The organism is Arthrobacter sp. C9C5 (assembly GCF_013359735.1).
In the GTDB taxonomy this organism is placed as follows: domain Bacteria; phylum Actinomycetota; class Actinomycetes; order Actinomycetales; family Micrococcaceae; genus Arthrobacter.
In genome coordinates this window covers 38462-54257 of record NZ_JABFMX010000018.1, presented here as the reverse complement: position 1 = coordinate 54257, position 15796 = coordinate 38462, and the positions used below count along the sequence as shown (strand labels likewise).

Below are 15796 nucleotides of genomic sequence, written 5' to 3'. Positions count from 1 at the left end.
CCCCGGCGCCTAGATCCTTGGCCTTTCGGCCCAGCGCCGCGCCTTCAGCGCCGCGTGCAGTTCCAGTCGGACCATTCCCTTGAGCGGATCAACGCCCAACACTTGGCGGATCCTGCCGAGCCGGTTGTAGATGCTGCTCCGGTGCAGGTGCAGCTTGGCCGCCACCTCCTGGACCGAGCTGTCATTGTCGTAGAAAAGCTCCAGCACCGGCAGCAGTTCACCGTTCCGGTCGTGGTCCTCCAGCATCCGGAAGTACACCGAGCCCGCATCCGCCCACGCTCCGGCCCCGCCGCCCGCCGAGGCCAGCAACTGGTAGAGGCCGGTGGCGCGGCAGTCCACCAGTTCGCCCAGCTGGGGGTCCACGGCCGCGGCCTGCGCCGCCTGCCGGGACTGCCGGTACGCCTCGGCCAGTTCGCGGGGCCGGGAGAAGCCCTCGGAGGTGCCGAGGATGATCCGGCGGACCGGGCGGCCTGCGCGTTTGGCCAGTTCCAGCTGGTAGTGGACCAGCACCTGGGCGTGGTCGGCCCGTCCGGTGGATTCCTTGAACAGCACGACGGCGTGCGTCTCGGTTCCCGCGCTGAACAGCGCCGCGTCCACGCCGATGGTGGCCTGCAGCGCCGCGGACCGGTGGATCAGTGTGGAGGCGATCGGGTCCGAGCCCTCGGCCCAGCCATCGGCGTCGAGGACGGTCACCAGCTGCCACGGCCCGCGGCCCTGCACTTCCTTCCAGCCTGCGACGGCGGCGACGGCGTTCGCCTCGCCCCGGCAGGCGGCGAGGAACTCCTGTTCGCGCCGGCGGCGGAACTCGGACTCGGCGGTGTTCGAGTCCAGCAGCAGGGCGGAGAGCTCCTCCAGCTCGCGCGCCACCTCCGGCAACTGGGCCAGGACGGTGCCCGCGGTGGGCTCCTCGGCGTCGAGCTGGACCCAGAGGTAGCCGACCCGGAATCCGCGGACCAGCAACGGGACACAGACGCGCCCCAGCATGCCCAGTTCCTCGTTGGCCGGCACCACGACGGGCCGCACCGCCGTCGCGATGCCGTGCGAGAGCTGCCAGGCGCTGACGTCCACCGCAACGCGCTTGCTGAGCAGGAAGTTCACCCGGACCCGGTCCGCGTGGGACTGGTTGGAGCTGTAGGCGAGCAGGACGCCGTCGAGGTCTTCGAGCGAGAGCCCGCGCCCGAGCCGGAGGGCCACGCGCTCGACGAGCTGCTCTACGTCCTGCTGCTGCATGCTGCCACATTACTGCCCCGCGGGTCCCGGCGCCGAACGGAACGGCGACGGACAAGAGGCGACACCTGACGTTTCCTGACTCGACAGCTGTCGAGCCGGGCTTTTGTTAATCCCCGGAAATACGGGGGCGGGGCGCGGGGCGGGACCGGCGGCCCTGTCGCCTGCCTCACAGCCGGTCCTATTCTGGAATCACGACTTCCCCTGCACACCCGGCCCGCACGGCCACCACCCCTGGAGCCCAAAAATGATCATCGGCGTCCCCAAAGAAATCAAGAACAACGAATTCCGCGTCGCCATCACGGCCGCCGGCGTGCACGAATTCCGCCACCACGGCCACACCGTCCTGGTCGAGCGCGGCGCAGGCCTGGGCTCCGGCATCACCGACGAGGAATACGCCATTGCCGGTGCCGAGATCGTCACCGAGGCCGACGACGTGTGGTCCCGGGCCGACATGGTCATGAAGGTCAAGGAACCGGTCAAGGCCGAATACCACCGCTTCCGCAAGGGCCTGATCCTCTTCACCTACCTGCACCTGGCCGCCGAGCCGGAACTGACCCAGGAGCTCATCAACTCCGGCGTCACCGCCATCGCCTACGAGACCGTGCAGGAGGGCCGTGCGCTGCCGCTGCTGGCCCCGATGTCCGAGGTTGCCGGCCGCCTGTCCGTTCAGGTCGGCGCCACCTCGCTGATGGCTCCGGCCGGCGGCAAAGGCGTGCTGCTCGGCGGCGTCCCGGGCGTCCGCCCGGCCAAGGTCGTTGTCCTGGGCGCCGGCGTGGCCGGCACCAACGCAGCCGCCATGGCCCTGGGCCTCGGCGCCGACGTCACCATCCTGGACATCAACATCAACCGCCTGCGCGAGCTCGACGCCCAGTACCAGGGCCGCCTGAAGACGGTTGCCTCCAACGCCTACGAGATCGAGAAGTCCGTGGTCGACGCCGACCTCGTGATCGGTTCCGTGCTGATCCCCGGCGCCAAGGCCCCGAAGCTGGTCACCAACGAGCTCGTCTCCCGGATGAAGCCCGGCTCCGTGCTGGTGGACATCGCCGTGGACCAGGGCGGCTGCTTCGAGGACACGCACCCCACCACGCACCAGGAACCGACGTACAAGGTCCACAACACGATCTTCTACTGCGTCGCCAACATGCCCGGCGCCGTGCCGAACACGTCCACCTACGCCCTGACCAACGTCACGCTGCGCTACGCGGTCTCGCTGGCCAACCTGGGTGTCAAGGCCGCGTTTGAGCGCGACGCCGCCCTCGCTGCCGGCCTCAACATCGCCGCCGGCCAGGTCGCGCACCGCTCGGTTTCCGAGGCACACAATCTGCCCCTCGTCGCCGACTGGCACCAGCTGGTCTCCGCGTAACCAACCGATCCCGGCATCGTCCTGCTGCGCTGGACGACACACATCCTCTGCGTGCTGCTCCCCATCGTTCCCCTCGCCTCGCAAGCTCGGCCAGGGAACCCGAACGGTGTGGGCCCCCTTCGTCGCTTTGACGCACGCTGCCGGATGTCTGTCGTCCAGCGTTGCGTGCGTTAAGCCCTCTACGCGGCCAGTTCCCGCGCCTTTTCGATTAATTTCAGCACTTCCACCGGCCCGGCGGGATCCACCGGGAGCGGCAGGGCCGAGGACGTGCCGCCGTCGATGATTTTCTCGGCCAGGATCCGGTAGAACTCCGGGTAGGCGCCGCGCTCGGTGGGCAGGCGGTCCAGGTGGCCGTCGCGGCCCAGCAGGCCGGCCCACTCGCGGTCCTCCACGCCGTAGTCTGCGTCGAGCGGACTCCCGCCGGCGGCGAGATAGGGCTCCTGCGGGTCCACGCCGTGTTTGGTGAAGCCGCCTTCGCTGCCCAGCAGGCGGTAGCGCGGCCCCTGCTGGGCGCACAGCAGGTTCATCGAGAGGTGGCTCGTCACCCCGGAATCATGCCGCAGGGCCACAAAAACGTCGTCGTCCGCCCGTTCCCCGGGGCGCCGGGCCGCCAGTTCCGCGTGGATGACGGCGGCCGGGCCGAAGAGCTCGAGCGCCTGGTCCAGCAGGTGCGTGCCGAGGTCGAACAGCACCCCGCCGCCGTCGTCGGGGGTGGCCGCCGCCTTCCACGCTTTCGTGACATTAGGCGCCCAGCGCTCGAAGCGTGATTCGAAGCGCGTGACCGTGCCCAGGACGCCGCTCTCCAGCAGGGCGCGCACGGTCAGGAAATCCCCGTCCCAGCGCCGGTTCTGGAAGACGGTGAGCACCCGGCCCAGCCGTGCCGCGAGTTCCATCAGCTCCTGGCCCTCGGCGCTGCGCACCGTGAAGGGCTTGTCAACGACGACGTCGAGCCCGGCCTCCAGCGCGGCTTTGGCCAGCGGGTAGTGGGTGGCCGGCGGCGTCCCCAGCACCAGCAGGTCCAGCCCGCCGGCGAGTTCGAGGATGGCGGCCGGGGTGTCGACTATCCTGGCCGACGGGTAGGCCGCGGCGCCCGCCGCCTTCCGGCCCGCGTCGGAGGTGGCAATGACGTCGAGGAAAAAGGCCGGGTTGGCCGCGATCAGCGGCGCATGGAACACGCTGCCGGAGAGGCCGAAGCCGGCGACTGCGGTGCGGATCGGGGCCGGTTCAGGCGGTGCGACGGGGGCGGAGCGGGCGGGATCGGAGGTCATGGCACCACGCTACCCGCCGACGCTCCCTCAGGTCCGGCAACAATTCGGGCGACGCTCCCCCCACGAAGTGAGGGAGCGCCGCCCGAAAAGCCGCTATAGGTGACGGAGCGTTACTTCTGCCAGCCGACGAGGCTCCAGTCCGGGGTCTGGAACAGGGACGCGCCGTAGTTGGCGAGGCCCGTGCGGGCGAAGTAGATCTGCGGGCCGTTCATGATGACGCCCATGGAGTAGTACTTCGCCATGTGCTTCTTCTCGACCTCCATGGCCGCCTTGTTGCGCTCGGCGTCGTCCTGGATGGACGCGAGGTCCTTGATCGCCTTGTCCAGTTCGGCGTCGCCGAGGCCGTTTTCGTTGGTCTTGGAATCGTAGAACTGCTTCACGCCTGAGGTCGCGTCAGCACCGACGGTGTAGCCGCTGATGGTCAGCTGGAAGTCCCGGCTGCCCAGGACCTTGCCGAAGTCGGCGTCGCCGCGCTGGTCGATGCCGACCTCCATGCCGGCGGCCTGGAGCTGCTTCTGCAGCGTCTGGACCGTGGCGAGCGAGGTGGGGTCATCACCGAAGTTGGTGATCTTGAAGGAGACGGCCTTGCCGCCCTTCTCCATGGTGCCCTTGGCGTTGGGAGCGTAACCGGCCTCGGTCAGGACCTTCTTGGCCTGCTCGGCACCGGGTTCGGCGACGGGGTAGTTGTCCTGGTAGTACTTGGAGAACGGCATCAGCATCATCGATCCTGAGCTTTCCTCTTCCCAGTTCAGGCCGCCGAAGCGCACAGCGCGGACGGCCGGACGGTCAACGGCGGTGAAGATGGCCTTGCGGACCGCGACGTCGGTCAGCGGGGCCTTCTGGGCGTTGAGGTTCAGGCCGCCGGCGAACAGGCGCTGGCCGCGGCGGACCTCGGAGTTCTTGGTGCCTTCGAGCTGCTTGTACTTCGTCAGCGTGCGGCCGTCAGCCATATCGATTTCGCCGTTCTTGAACGCGGCGATCTCGGCGCTGGCCTCGAGCTGGCGGAAGACGACCTTTTCCAGGACCGGCTTTTCGCCCCACCACTTGTCGTTCGGGACCATGGTGACGGTCTTGGCGGCGGAATCGAACTTGTCCACCTTGAACGGGCCGGCCATCCACTCCGGGTGCAGTTCGCCGGCGAAGCCTTCGTTGAAGATCTTAGGGGTGTTGACGGCCTGCGGGATGAAGCCGCCGAAGATGTCGCTCAGAGGGTAGACCGGCTGGGTGGTGGTGGCAATGACTTCCTTGTCGCTGCTGCCGGCCTTGACGGAGTCGATGAACTCGTAGGCGCCGGACGAGACAATGTCGATGTCCTTGTTGGTGCCGTTGAGCATCTTCCAAGTGTTCACGAAGGTCTCGGCGTTGATGGGGGTGCCATCGTTGTACACGGCCTTCGGGTTGATCTTGATGGTGATGGTCTGCTTGCCATCCTTGACCTCACTCTTGAAGTCTTCGCAGAAGTTCTTGTTCAGGTTGGCGGTGCCGTCGAAGTCGAGCTTCCAGCAGCCCACGTAACCGGCCTCGTCAATCGGGTAGTGCAGTTCGGTGTTGTCCGCGGAGTTGCCCGCGTTGGAGTAACCGTTGAAGTCGGGGCCGATGTTGCCTACCGGCAGCGTCACGGTGCCGCCCTGCTTCAGTTCATCCGCCTTCTTGGCGTTGACGCTGATGAGCTTGTTGATATCGCCGGAGGCATCCTGGGCCTTGGCGCTCTCGGCGGTCGTGGTGGCGCCGCCTCCGCCGCAGCCGGTCAGCGCGAGGGCTGCCGCTACGGCGGCCACCCCGCCGATCCTGGTCAGATTCTTCATAATGATCCCCTTCATTCTTGGTGCGAGTTGTGGTTCAGGTGCGGTTTGGTGCGTCAGAGGGACTCGTGGACAACCAACATGTCCGCGTCCAGTTCGCCGTCCGGGTAGAAGCAGGCGAATTGCTGGTCTGTGGGGGCCGACGGAGGGCCGTCGGCCGGGCGGCCCGTGGCCGGGGCAGGCGCCGTCGCGGTTTCCAGCGGCGGCTCCAGGGTCAGGCACTTTTCCTGCTTGGCGGCCGGGAGCGCGGCGAAGACCGGGCAGCGGGTGGCGAAGTTGCAGCCCGTCGGCGCATCGAGCGGTGAGGGCAGGTCGCCCTGCAGGATGATGCGTTCGCGGGTGCGCTCCAGCTGCGGGTCCGGCACCGGGATCGCCGAGAGCAGGGCCCGGGTGTAAGGGTGGCGCGGGTTGTCGAAGACGTTGTCGACATCCCCGATTTCCACGATTTTGCCCAGGTACATCACGGCCACGCGGTTGGAGATGTGGCGCACCACGGACAGATCGTGGGCCACCATCAGGTAGCTCAGCCCCAGTTCGGCGCGGAGTAGGTCGAGCAGGTTGATGACGCCGGCCTGGACGGATACGTCCAGCGCGGACACCGGCTCGTCCAGGACCACCAGTTTGGGGTTCACCGCCAGGGCGCGGGCGATGCCGATGCGCTGGCGCTGGCCGCCGGAGAACTGGTTCGGGAAGCGGTTGACGTGGTCCGGCTGGAGGCCCACAAGTTCCATCAGCTCCATGATCCGCTTCCGGATGGCAGGCTTCGCCATCCCGGAGTTCTCCAGCGGTTCGGCCAGTACCTCGTAGACGGTGAAGCGCGGATCCAGCGCCCCGGTGGGGTCCTGGAACACCATCTGGAGTTCCTTGCGCATGGCGGCCTTGGTCTTGGCGTCCGAGGCGGCTTTGTTGCTCAGGCCGCCGATCTTCACCTCGCCGTCCTGGTCGCGGTGGAATTCCATGATTTCCAGCAGCGTGGTGGTCTTGCCGCAGCCGGACTCGCCGACGATCGAGAAGCACTCGCCCTCGCGGATATCGAAGCTCAGGCCGTCCACGGCCTTGACCGTGCCGATCCGGCGTTTGAGCAGGGCGCCCTTCATCAGCGGGAAGTGCTTCTTGACGTCCGTGAGCTCCAGGACGGCCTTTCGCTCGGCACGGGGCACCGCGTCGAACCGGGAGACGGGTACCTCGGGGGCGTGGAAGATCTGGTGGACATCCACGTCCGCGCCGAGGTCCTCGCTCTTGATGCAGGCCGCCCTGTGCTCGAGGGTGCCGTCGCCGGTTCCGCCGACCGGCGCGAGCGCCGGTTCGCCCTGCAGGCAGGCGTCGCTGACCAGCGGGCAGCGCGGGGCGAAGGAGCATCCGGTGGGTGCATGGATGAGGTTCGGCGGGATGCCCTCGATCGGCACCAGCGAGGTCTTCTCGGCCACGTCAACGCGGGGCACGGCGCCCAGCAGGCCCATGGTGTAGGGCATCCTGGGGTTGTAGTAGATGTCGTCGACGCTGCCGGTCTCCACCGGCTTGCCGGCGTACATCACCATGATGTCGTCGGCCATGCCGGCCACGACGCCCAGGTCGTGCGTGATCATCACGACGGCGGCGCCGGTTTCTTCCTGCGCGGTGTGCAGCACCTCGAGCACCTGCGCCTGGATGGTGACATCGAGCGCCGTCGTCGGCTCATCGGCGATCAGTACGCGCGGGTTGTTGGCAATCGCGATGGCGATCATCACGCGCTGGCGCATGCCGCCGGAGAATTCGTGTGGGAAGGCCTTGAGCCGGTCCTTGGGGCTGGGAATTCCCACCATGCCCAGGAGTTCGACGGCGCGGGCCTCCTTGGCCTGCTTGCTCATGGTCGGGTTGTGCACCGTGAGCGCCTCGATGATCTGGTTGCCCACGGTGTACACCGGGGTCAGCGAGGACAGCGGGTCCTGGAAGACCATGGCCATCTCGTTGCCGCGGTAGCGGCACATGGCCTTGTCGCTGAGCCCCAGCAGTTCCTGGCCCTTGAGCCGGACCGAGCCGGTGACCTCGGCGGTTTCCGGCAGCAGGCCCATGATGGCCATCGAGGTGACGGACTTGCCCGAGCCGGACTCGCCGACGATCCCGAGGGTCTTGCCGGGCATCAGGTCGAAGTCGACGCCGCGGACCGCGTGCACCACGCCGTTCTCGGTGTTGAAGCGGACGTTGAGGTCGCGGACGGAGAGCACGGCACCCGCCGGGGCATCACTGTAGTGCCCGTGGGCGGAGTGCAGGCCGGCCACATGCAGCCGTTCGGCGGTGCTGAGGTCGGTGGCGGTGGTTTCGCTGCTCATGAGGTCTTCTTCTTTTTCTTGGCGCTGCCAATGGAGCTGGAGCTGGGATCGAACGCGTCGCGGAGACCGTCGTTCATCATGGCGAGCGAACCGGTCAGCAAGAACATCACGGTCAGCGGCACCCAGAACATCCACGGGAAGGTGGAGACCTGGGAGGTCGCCTGGCCGATCAGCACGCCCAGGCTCACATCCGGAACCTTGATGCCGATGCCGATGAAGGAGAACGCGACCTCGGCGAGGATGGCGCCGGTCACGCCGCGGGTGATGTCCAGGACCAGCAGCGAGCCGATATTCGGCACGAGATGGCGCCAGACGATGCGCCGCGCGGGGATGCCCATGTACTGGGCGGCCTTGACGAAGTCGCGCTGCATAAGCGACATCGAGAGCGAGCGGATCAGGCGGGCGGTGCCCATCCAGTTGAAGATCAGCAGGACGATGATCAGCAGCAGCCAGCTGGGGAGGTTCTGCTGCAGCCCGTTGCCGCCGCCGCTCGTGGCCACGGCCACGACCAGGAGGGCCGGCATCATGATCAGGGCTTCCAGGATGAACAGCATCACCTTGTCGACCTTGCCGCCGAAGTAGGCCATGGTGCAGCCGTACACCGCGGCGATCAGCACGGACACGAGGCCGACGACGAGGCCGATCAGGATCGAGACCCGGGTGCCTTCCACGGTCAGGGCGTACAGGTCGATGCCGGCCTGCGAGGTGCCCAGCAGGTGCTCCGAGGACGGGCCCATGCCGATGTTGAAGGGGTCGATCGTCTCCTTGTCCCAGCTGGAGAAGATCCCGCCGATCAGGGACAGCACGGTGAGCAGGACGAAGATCACCAGGCCGGTCACGGCGGTCTTGTTGCGCAGGAAGCGCCGCACGATGATCCTCGACTTCGCGATCACGACGTCGTTGTTCTCGATCTTGGCTTCTTCCGCGACGGCGGCCGGATCGATGGCGTTCAGGTTCGTCATGGCTACTGCACCCGCACTCTCGGGTCGACAAGGGTGGTGGCGAAGTCGGCGAGGATCGCCCCGATCGCGAAGATCACGGAGCCGTAGGCGAGCGTCGCCGTGGCCGCGTTGACATCCTGCAGCGCGATCGCGTCGATGCTCCAGGACCCGACGCCGTGCCAGGCGAAGATCTTCTCGGCGAAGAAGCCGCCGGCGAAGATGGCCGGGATGGTGAAGGCGATACTTTGCGCCACCGGGATGAACGAGACGCGCAGGGCGTGCCGGGTGATGGCCTGGTTGCGGGTGAGGCCCTTGGCCCGGGCGGTGCGGACGAAGTCGGCGTTGACGTTGTCCAGCAGGTACTGCCGCTGGGCGATCTGGTAGGCGCCCCAGCCCACGATCGTGATCGCGAAGGTCGGCACGGCGTAGTGGGCCAGCATGTCGAGGAACTGCACCCAGCCGTCACCGTCCAGCCCGGGGGTGGAGATCCCGGTGACGAACAGGAGGCGGTCGCCCACTGCTTCGTTGATGTTGATGGCGCCGAGCTGGACCAGGAAATAAGCGATCGGGGCCGGCACGATGTAGACGAGGTAGCTGTACGAGGTGATCGCGCGGTCGGAGAACTTGTACTGCCGGGCCGCGGTGTAGACGCCGAGGGCGACGCCGATGATCAGGGTGAGGATGATCGAAGCCAGGAACAGTCGGGTTGAGATCCAGACCCGGTCGCCGAACTCGGCGTTCACGAAGGCGCCGTTGGGGCTGCGTCCCCAGTCCCAGCGCGTGACGACTCCGGTGAGCCAGTCCACGTAGCGTTCCCAGGGACTCAGAGCCGGATCCAGTCCTTTGAGCCGGAAAGAGTTGGCGATCTGTTCCGGCGTGGGACGCGGAATTTTTTCCTGCTCCAGCAGCGCGGGCTGAAGGCTGGTGACCGCCAGGAAGTACCCGGCGCTGGTGGTCAGGAAGATCATGAACGCATACGTGACGGCACGTTTGGCAAGGTATCGGAGCATGGGGCTAGTTCAGGATCGCCGTGGCCTGCGCGGTTCCGGAGGCCACCGGACGGGCTGGACCAGCCTGTCCGCGGGCCGGGGTCGTTACAACATTCACAGCGTGGATCCTTCCGTCGTCCCCCCATAAGGCAGCGGGGTGTCCGCTGCCGATCCGGGATCTCGGCCAGCGGGTGCCTGGCCGCCCGCAGGCCTTGCGGCCAGCCCAGTCGGGCTATGTTGCGGGTCACATTCCAGAGGAAACTACCACATAGGAATTGCGGGGAGGAGCGCGAAAGGGGGCGAAACGGTACGCCCACTACCAGATCGTTATGAATAACTCATTTGAATTGATTTGACTTGGCAGTCTCCGAGCCGATCGGTTAGCCTACGCGCCGCGCACCACCCGGGTGGCCAGCTCCCGCCAGGACTCAACCAGCCGGTCCGGGGCGACCCCGTGGACCCAGACGGCGTGCAGGATGCGCTCCGGCTCGAGGGTCACGCTCAGGGCGCCCGCCATCAGCCAGGGATCCGCGGTGACCCCGGCTTCGCGCAGCAGCAGTTCCAGATGCCGGCGCCAGAGCACCGCGGGGGGCACATCGAACCGGTTGTGGGCCGACGCGTCCGCGGCGCGGGCGAGTTCACCAAATTCCAGCACCCAGGCGATCCGCTCCGCGCCAAAGGCGATCAGCCGTTCCAGGGGCGGCGCACCGGGCCCCAGCGGGGGCGGCCCGAACATGAACCGGCCCTGGAACTGCGCCTCGGCGTCACTGAGCAGGCTCATCATGAGTCCCGCCCGGCTGCCGAAGCGCCGGAAGACGGTCCCCTTGCCCACGCCGGCGCGCCCGGCCAGGGACGCCATGGTGAGGCCGTCCGCCCCGCACTCCTCGATCAATTCCCGGGCGGCCCGGAGCAGCAACTCACGGTTGCGGGCGGCATCCCTGCGTTCGGACTCGGCGGCGCCCCGGACGCCGGGGGGATGGCCGGGTTGAACTGGGGGGCCGGCTGCTTGACCACCGGGACGGATTGGGATGAGGCTCACAGCGCCCATTGTAGCGCCGGGGAATATTAACCGGACCGCAGTCCGTTTAGTCCTGGTGAAGGCCACCAAAGCCTCCGCGACCATCCAGCCGCCGGAACCTCCGCGGCGCGATACAAGGAGTTCCCATGACCACCAACACCGTTCTCACCCTGGTCGGCAGCCTGCGCGCCGGCTCCACCAACGCCCAGCTGGCCGAAGCCATCCAGCTCAACGCTCCCGAGCAGGTCGACGTCGTCATCCACGAGAGCCTCGGCAACATCCCGTTCTACAACGAGGACATCGACGTCGAGGGCCAGGTTCCCGCCGCCGCCGCAGCGCTGCGTGCCGCCGCGAACGACGCCGATACCCTGCTCCTGGTCACGCCGGAATACAACGGCACCGTTCCCGCGCCGCTGAAGAACGCCATCGACTGGCTCTCCCGGCCTTTCGGTGCCGGCGCCCTGAGCGGCAAGCCCACCGCCGTCGTCGGCACCGCGTTCGGCCAGTACGGCGGCGTCTGGGCCCAGGACGAGGCCCGCAAGGCCGTCGGCATCGCCGGCGCCAAGGTGCTTGAGGACGTCAAGCTTGCCGTCCCCGGCTCGATGGTCCGCTTCGCCGAGGTCCACCCGAAGGACGATGCCGAGGTCGTGGAGCAGATCAAGGGCGTGTTCGAAGCCCTGGCCGAAGCCCGGACCGCCGACGCCGCCTAAGCAGGCTCCCCACAGACCGACACCCCCGGCAGCGCCCCCCACTGCCGGGGGTGTCCTGCGTCCGGGATCCCCCGACGATCTTTGTGAACAAAAGTTTTCCCAGTGACAACGTGGACCTGTATCCTAGGACTGTGACCCACGAAACACTTGATGCCGCCGCAGAGCTCCTTCCGGCCGAGGCAATTGACGCAATTGAACGTGCGGCTACGTCCGCCCACCGCCACGAGAGGCTTTTCTCGGAGCGCGCAGCAAATATCAAGCAGTCGGCCGTCCGGGACGTCTTCGACATCTCCCTGCGTCCGGGCCTGGTCTCCCTCGCCGGCGGCAGCCCCTACCTCCAGTCCCTTCCGCTGGAGCGGCTGGGCCAGTCCGCGGCGAAGATCATCGCCGAACAGGGCCTGACGGCGCTGCAGTACGGCGGCGGGCAGGGTACCGAGGAGCTCCGCACGCAGATCTGCGAGGTCATGGCCGCCGAGGGGATTCTCGACGCGAAGCCCGAAAACGTCGTCATCACCGCAGGCTCCCAGTCCGCGCAGGACGTCGCGACCAAGGTCTTCTGCAACCCGGGCGACGTCGTACTGGTGGAGGATCCCACCTACGTCGGCGCGCTTAACACTTTCGAGGCCTACCAGGTCGAGGTGGGGACGGTGCCGATGGACGAGCACGGAATCATCCCGGATCTCCTCGAGGCCAGGATCGCCGCCCTGCAGACCGCGGGCAAGAACATCAAATTCCTCTACACGATCCCCAGCTTCAACAATCCGTCCGGGATCACACTCGCCGCGGAACGCCGGCAACAGGTAGTCGATATATGCCGTAATGCGAATATTTTGGTCCTGGAGGACAACCCGTACGGCCTCCTGCGCTTCGACGGCCAGCCGCTGACCCCGCTGCGGGCCGGCAACCCGGACGATGTCATCTACATGGGCTCCTTCTCCAAGATCTTCGCCCCGGGGCTGCGGATCGGCTGGGCCCTGGTCCCGGCGCACCTGCAGCGCCGCTACTACCTGGCCTCGGAAGCCGTCACCCTGTGCCCGCCGACGCTCAACCAGATGCTGGTCTCCGCCTACCTGCGCGACTACGACTGGCGCGGCCAGATTGCCACCTACCGCGGGCTATACCAGGAGCGTTGCGAGGCCATGCTCGCAGCCCTCGAGGAGCACATGCCCGAGGGGCTGAGCTGGACACGGCCGGAAGGCGGCTTCTTCATCTGGGTCACGCTGCCCGAGGGCATCGACACCTACCCCCTGTTGCAGAAGGCCATCGATGCCGGCGTGGTGTTCATTCCCGGTGCGGCATTTACCCACTCGGACGAGCCCTCCAACAAGCTGCGGCTCGCCTTCAGTGCGGTGCCGCCGGACGCAATCGAGGAAGGCGTCCGGCGCCTGGCGCCGGTGCTGCGGGAAGCCGTCGCGGCGTTGTAGCCTGAACTATTGCTGTTGACTGAACGGCGCCTGATCTATTCATGCCAGACGTATTCATGCCAGACCAGAGGAGTCCCCTATGACCGGAATCATCGTTGTCGGCGTCGATGGCAGTGAGACTGCCCTGAAGGCGGCCCAAACGGCCCGGGACCTGGCTGTCTCGCTCGGCGCGACGCTGCACGTGGTCAGCGCGTTCGACAGCGACCGGACCGAGGTGTTCGGCAGCGGCAGCGACCGGTGGATTGTTTCCGACGCCGACGACGCCGAGAAGGTTGCCAAGGGTGTCGCCGACAGTCTCCGGACGGCCGGGATCAACGTCACCTACGCGGCAGCCCGGGGCAAGCCCGCGGAAGCGCTGATTCACGAGGCGGAACGTTCCGACGCGCAGATGATCGTGGTCGGCAACCGCCGGATGCGCGGCCTGGGGCGCGTTCTCGGGAGCGTTGCCAACAGCGTGGCCCACGGCGCCCCCTGCGACGTCTACATCGCCAAGACCGACAGCCCCGAGTAGCGGCGCAACTGCAGATGCCGGCGCGCGGGCCCAAGGCTGCGCGCCGGCTCTGCTGTCCTAGGCGTCCACTGCCTTCAGCATCCGGCGCAGGATCTTGCCGGAGGAGGACTTCGGCACCGCATCGATGAATTCCACGCGCCGGATCTTCTTGAACGGCGCCACCCGTGCGGCCACGAATTCCTCCACCCCGGCTTCGTCCAGCAGCTCGCCCTCGGCGTTTGGCTGGCGCACCACGAAGGCCATCGGCACCTCCTGGCCGTCGGCGTCGGGGGTTCCGACCACGGCGGCGTCGGCGATGCCGGGGTGGGTGAGCAGCAGCGCCTCGAGCTCGGCCGGCGCAATCTGGTAGCCCTTGTACTTGATCAATTCCTTGAGCCGGTCCACGATCGACACCACGCCGTCCGCCCGCACCGTGGCGATGTCCCCGGTGTGCAGGAAGCCGTCCGCGTCGAGGGTGTCCGCCGTCTCCTCGGGCCGGTTCAGGTAGCCGAGCATCACGTTGGGCCCCCGGCACAGCAGGTGGCCCGGGGCGCTGGTCCCCTCCGCGGGGACCTCGATTTCCTCGCCCGTGGCCGGATCCACCAGCCGGCAGTCCATGTTGGGGACGGTGTAGCCCACCGAGCTGACCGGAACGTCCGTCGCATCGACCGGTATCAGGTGGGAGACGGGACTCATCTCGGTCATGCCGTAGCCCTGGAGCACCCGGCAGCCCAGCCGCTCGGCCAGCCGCGCCCCCAGTTCCCCGTCCAGCGGCGCCGCGCCGGACAACGTGGTGTGCACGGAGCTGAGGTCGTAGTCCGCCACCAGCGGGTGCTTGGACAGTGCCACGGCAACCGGCGGGGCGATGAAGAGGTAGCTGCACTTGTGGTCCTGGACCATCCGCAGGAATTCCGCGAGGTCGAACTTCGGGATGGTGACCAGGCGGGCGCGCTCCCGAAGGGCCAGGTTCAGCAGCACCGTCAGTCCGTAGATGTGGAAGAACGGCAGCAGTGCCAGCAGCCGGTCGTCCGGCCGGACCTTGAGCAGCCCCCGCGACTGTTCCACGTTCGCCACGAGGTTGCGGTGGCTCAGCATCACGCCCTTGGGCCGTCCGGTGGTGCCCGAGGAGTACGGCAGCACGGCGAGGTGGGTGGCAGGGTCGAAGCTGACATCCGGGGCGGGTGCGCCGCTGGTGAGCAGCTCCGTCAGCGAGGGGTGACCCTCAGCGCCGTCGAGCACCACCAGCCGTTCCGCGGGTATGCCCACCTGGCCGGCCGCTTCCCGGGCGGCGGGCAGCAGGGCGGAGATCGTAAAGAGCCAGCTGGCTCCGGCGTCGGTAAGTTGTTTCGCGATCTCCTCGGCCGTGTACAGCGAATTGACGGGAGTGACGGTGGCGCCGGCCCGGAGCAGGCCGTGGAAGACGACAGTGAACGCCGGGATGTTCGGGCAGAGGATGGCGGCGACGCCGTGGATGCCCAGCCCCTGGGCGGCGACGGCGCCCGCGAGGGCGTTGATCCGGTCGCGCAGCTCGCGGTAGCTGGTTTCCGCTCCGCTGCTGCCGTCGACGACGGCGACCCGGTCCAGGTCCGCCTCCTGCAGGCCGCCGAAGAGGTACTCGTAAAGGCTGACGTCGGGAATTTCAACAGCGGGGAACGGGCTCGAGAACACGCAAAATCTCCTTTGATCGGCGTTCGCCGGCTCGGCGGCGGCTGGTGCCACTCTAGTGCCGCCGCGTGGCTTCGGGACAGGATTCCAATGGATTTGACCGCCGTCACCCTTCGTCGTGGGCAGGCTCACCCGGATTTGCCGGCACCGGCGCGGTGCGCGGCGGTAAAATTGGAGGTGCCCCCGATGGCGCGGACAGTCCTATCCGCCCACTCCCCGGGGAGAAACCATGCCTACTCTTCAGCGCCGCCAGCTCGTCGGCCACGATATTCTGCTGGCCCGCCACGGAAACCACATCAGCACCATGCGGGTCGACCGTGCCGCCGGCCGGGTGGTCGCGTACCTCGACGACGGCTCGGTGGACAGCGCCCCCAATTTGATCTCCCCGGCGCTGCGGATGCCCGATACGGTCCGGAGCATCCTGCGCGAGGACTGGAAGTTCCTGGGCGCGGTCACGGCCGCCAGTTTCGGTTTCGCCGGCGTGGTGTTTGCTGCCGCGGCCGCCGTTGCCGGCTGGGGCAGCGACCCGGGCATGACGGAGCTGCTCTCGTCCTTCGCCGCCTACGGATCGAACTAGGCCGCACGCA

The 15796-nt window shown here is 67.5% G+C and carries 13 protein-coding genes; 5 read left to right on the top strand and 8 right to left on the bottom strand.

Annotated elements, in window-relative coordinates; genetic code table 11:
- Nucleotides 1–9: 9 nt before the first annotated feature.
- Nucleotides 10–1230 (bottom strand): PucR family transcriptional regulator, encoded by a 1221-nt coding sequence (locus tag HNO80_RS14245; RefSeq protein WP_175323510.1) that lies wholly within the window; start codon nucleotides 1228–1230, stop codon nucleotides 10–12.
- Nucleotides 1231–1474: 244 nt separating this feature from the next.
- Between HNO80_RS14245 and ald the strand changes: the two genes are divergently transcribed.
- The gene (gene ald, locus HNO80_RS14240) at nucleotides 1475–2593 is read left to right on the top strand and encodes an alanine dehydrogenase (RefSeq protein ID WP_175323509.1); all 1119 of its coding nucleotides are present in this window, start codon (nucleotides 1475–1477) and stop codon (nucleotides 2591–2593) included.
- Between the two features lie 179 nt (nucleotides 2594–2772).
- On the opposite strand, the gene HNO80_RS14235 is transcribed toward ald, so the two are convergent.
- From HNO80_RS14235 to HNO80_RS14210, 6 genes are all read right to left on the bottom strand, one after another.
- Nucleotides 2773–3861, bottom strand: coding sequence for a Gfo/Idh/MocA family protein (locus HNO80_RS14235; RefSeq protein WP_175323508.1), 1089 nt, complete (start codon nucleotides 3859–3861; stop codon nucleotides 2773–2775).
- Nucleotides 3862–3971: 110 nt separating this feature from the next.
- Nucleotides 3972–5666, bottom strand: coding sequence for an ABC transporter family substrate-binding protein (locus HNO80_RS14230; protein WP_175323507.1), 1695 nt, complete (start codon nucleotides 5664–5666; stop codon nucleotides 3972–3974).
- Nucleotides 5667–5719: 53 nt separating this feature from the next.
- Complete coding sequence (locus HNO80_RS14225; protein ID WP_175323506.1) at nucleotides 5720–7972, bottom strand: ABC transporter ATP-binding protein; 2253 nt, start codon at nucleotides 7970–7972, stop codon at nucleotides 5720–5722.
- Nucleotides 7969–8934: an ABC transporter permease gene (locus tag HNO80_RS14220; RefSeq protein ID WP_175323505.1), complete on the bottom strand. Its 966-nt coding sequence runs from the start codon at nucleotides 8932–8934 to the stop codon at nucleotides 7969–7971. The genes HNO80_RS14225 and HNO80_RS14220 overlap by 4 nt, the downstream gene beginning before the upstream one ends.
- A gap of 2 nt (nucleotides 8935–8936) precedes the next feature.
- The gene (locus HNO80_RS14215) at nucleotides 8937–9923 is read right to left on the bottom strand and encodes an ABC transporter permease (protein WP_175323504.1); all 987 of its coding nucleotides are present in this window, start codon (nucleotides 9921–9923) and stop codon (nucleotides 8937–8939) included.
- Nucleotides 9924–10287: 364 nt separating this feature from the next.
- Entirely contained in the window at nucleotides 10288–10941 is a 654-nt protein-coding gene (locus tag HNO80_RS14210; RefSeq protein ID WP_502707860.1) for a TetR/AcrR family transcriptional regulator, read from the bottom strand.
- Between the two features lie 125 nt (nucleotides 10942–11066).
- On the opposite strand from HNO80_RS14210, the gene HNO80_RS14205 reads away from it, so the two are divergent.
- The 3 genes from HNO80_RS14205 (at nucleotide 11067) to HNO80_RS14195 (ending at nucleotide 13565) form a co-directional block, all read left to right on the top strand.
- Nucleotides 11067–11630: an NAD(P)H-dependent oxidoreductase gene (locus tag HNO80_RS14205; protein ID WP_175323502.1), complete on the top strand. Its 564-nt coding sequence runs from the start codon at nucleotides 11067–11069 to the stop codon at nucleotides 11628–11630.
- Between the two features lie 131 nt (nucleotides 11631–11761).
- Entirely contained in the window at nucleotides 11762–13054 is a 1293-nt protein-coding gene (locus HNO80_RS14200) for an aminotransferase-like domain-containing protein (RefSeq protein WP_175323501.1), read from the top strand.
- A 79-nt stretch (nucleotides 13055–13133) separates the two neighbouring features.
- Nucleotides 13134–13565 carry a universal stress protein gene (locus HNO80_RS14195; protein WP_175323500.1) on the top strand — a complete coding sequence of 144 codons (432 nt, stop codon included), beginning with the start codon at nucleotides 13134–13136 and terminating at the stop codon, nucleotides 13563–13565.
- A gap of 57 nt (nucleotides 13566–13622) precedes the next feature.
- On the opposite strand, the gene HNO80_RS14190 is transcribed toward HNO80_RS14195, so the two are convergent.
- Complete coding sequence (locus HNO80_RS14190; protein WP_175323499.1) at nucleotides 13623–15212, bottom strand: AMP-binding protein; 1590 nt, start codon at nucleotides 15210–15212, stop codon at nucleotides 13623–13625.
- A 226-nt stretch (nucleotides 15213–15438) separates the two neighbouring features.
- Between HNO80_RS14190 and HNO80_RS14185 the strand changes: the two genes are divergently transcribed.
- Nucleotides 15439–15786, top strand: a complete 348-nt coding sequence (locus tag HNO80_RS14185) for a hypothetical protein (protein WP_175323498.1) — start codon at nucleotides 15439–15441, stop codon at nucleotides 15784–15786.
- Nucleotides 15787–15796 lie beyond the last annotated feature (10 nt).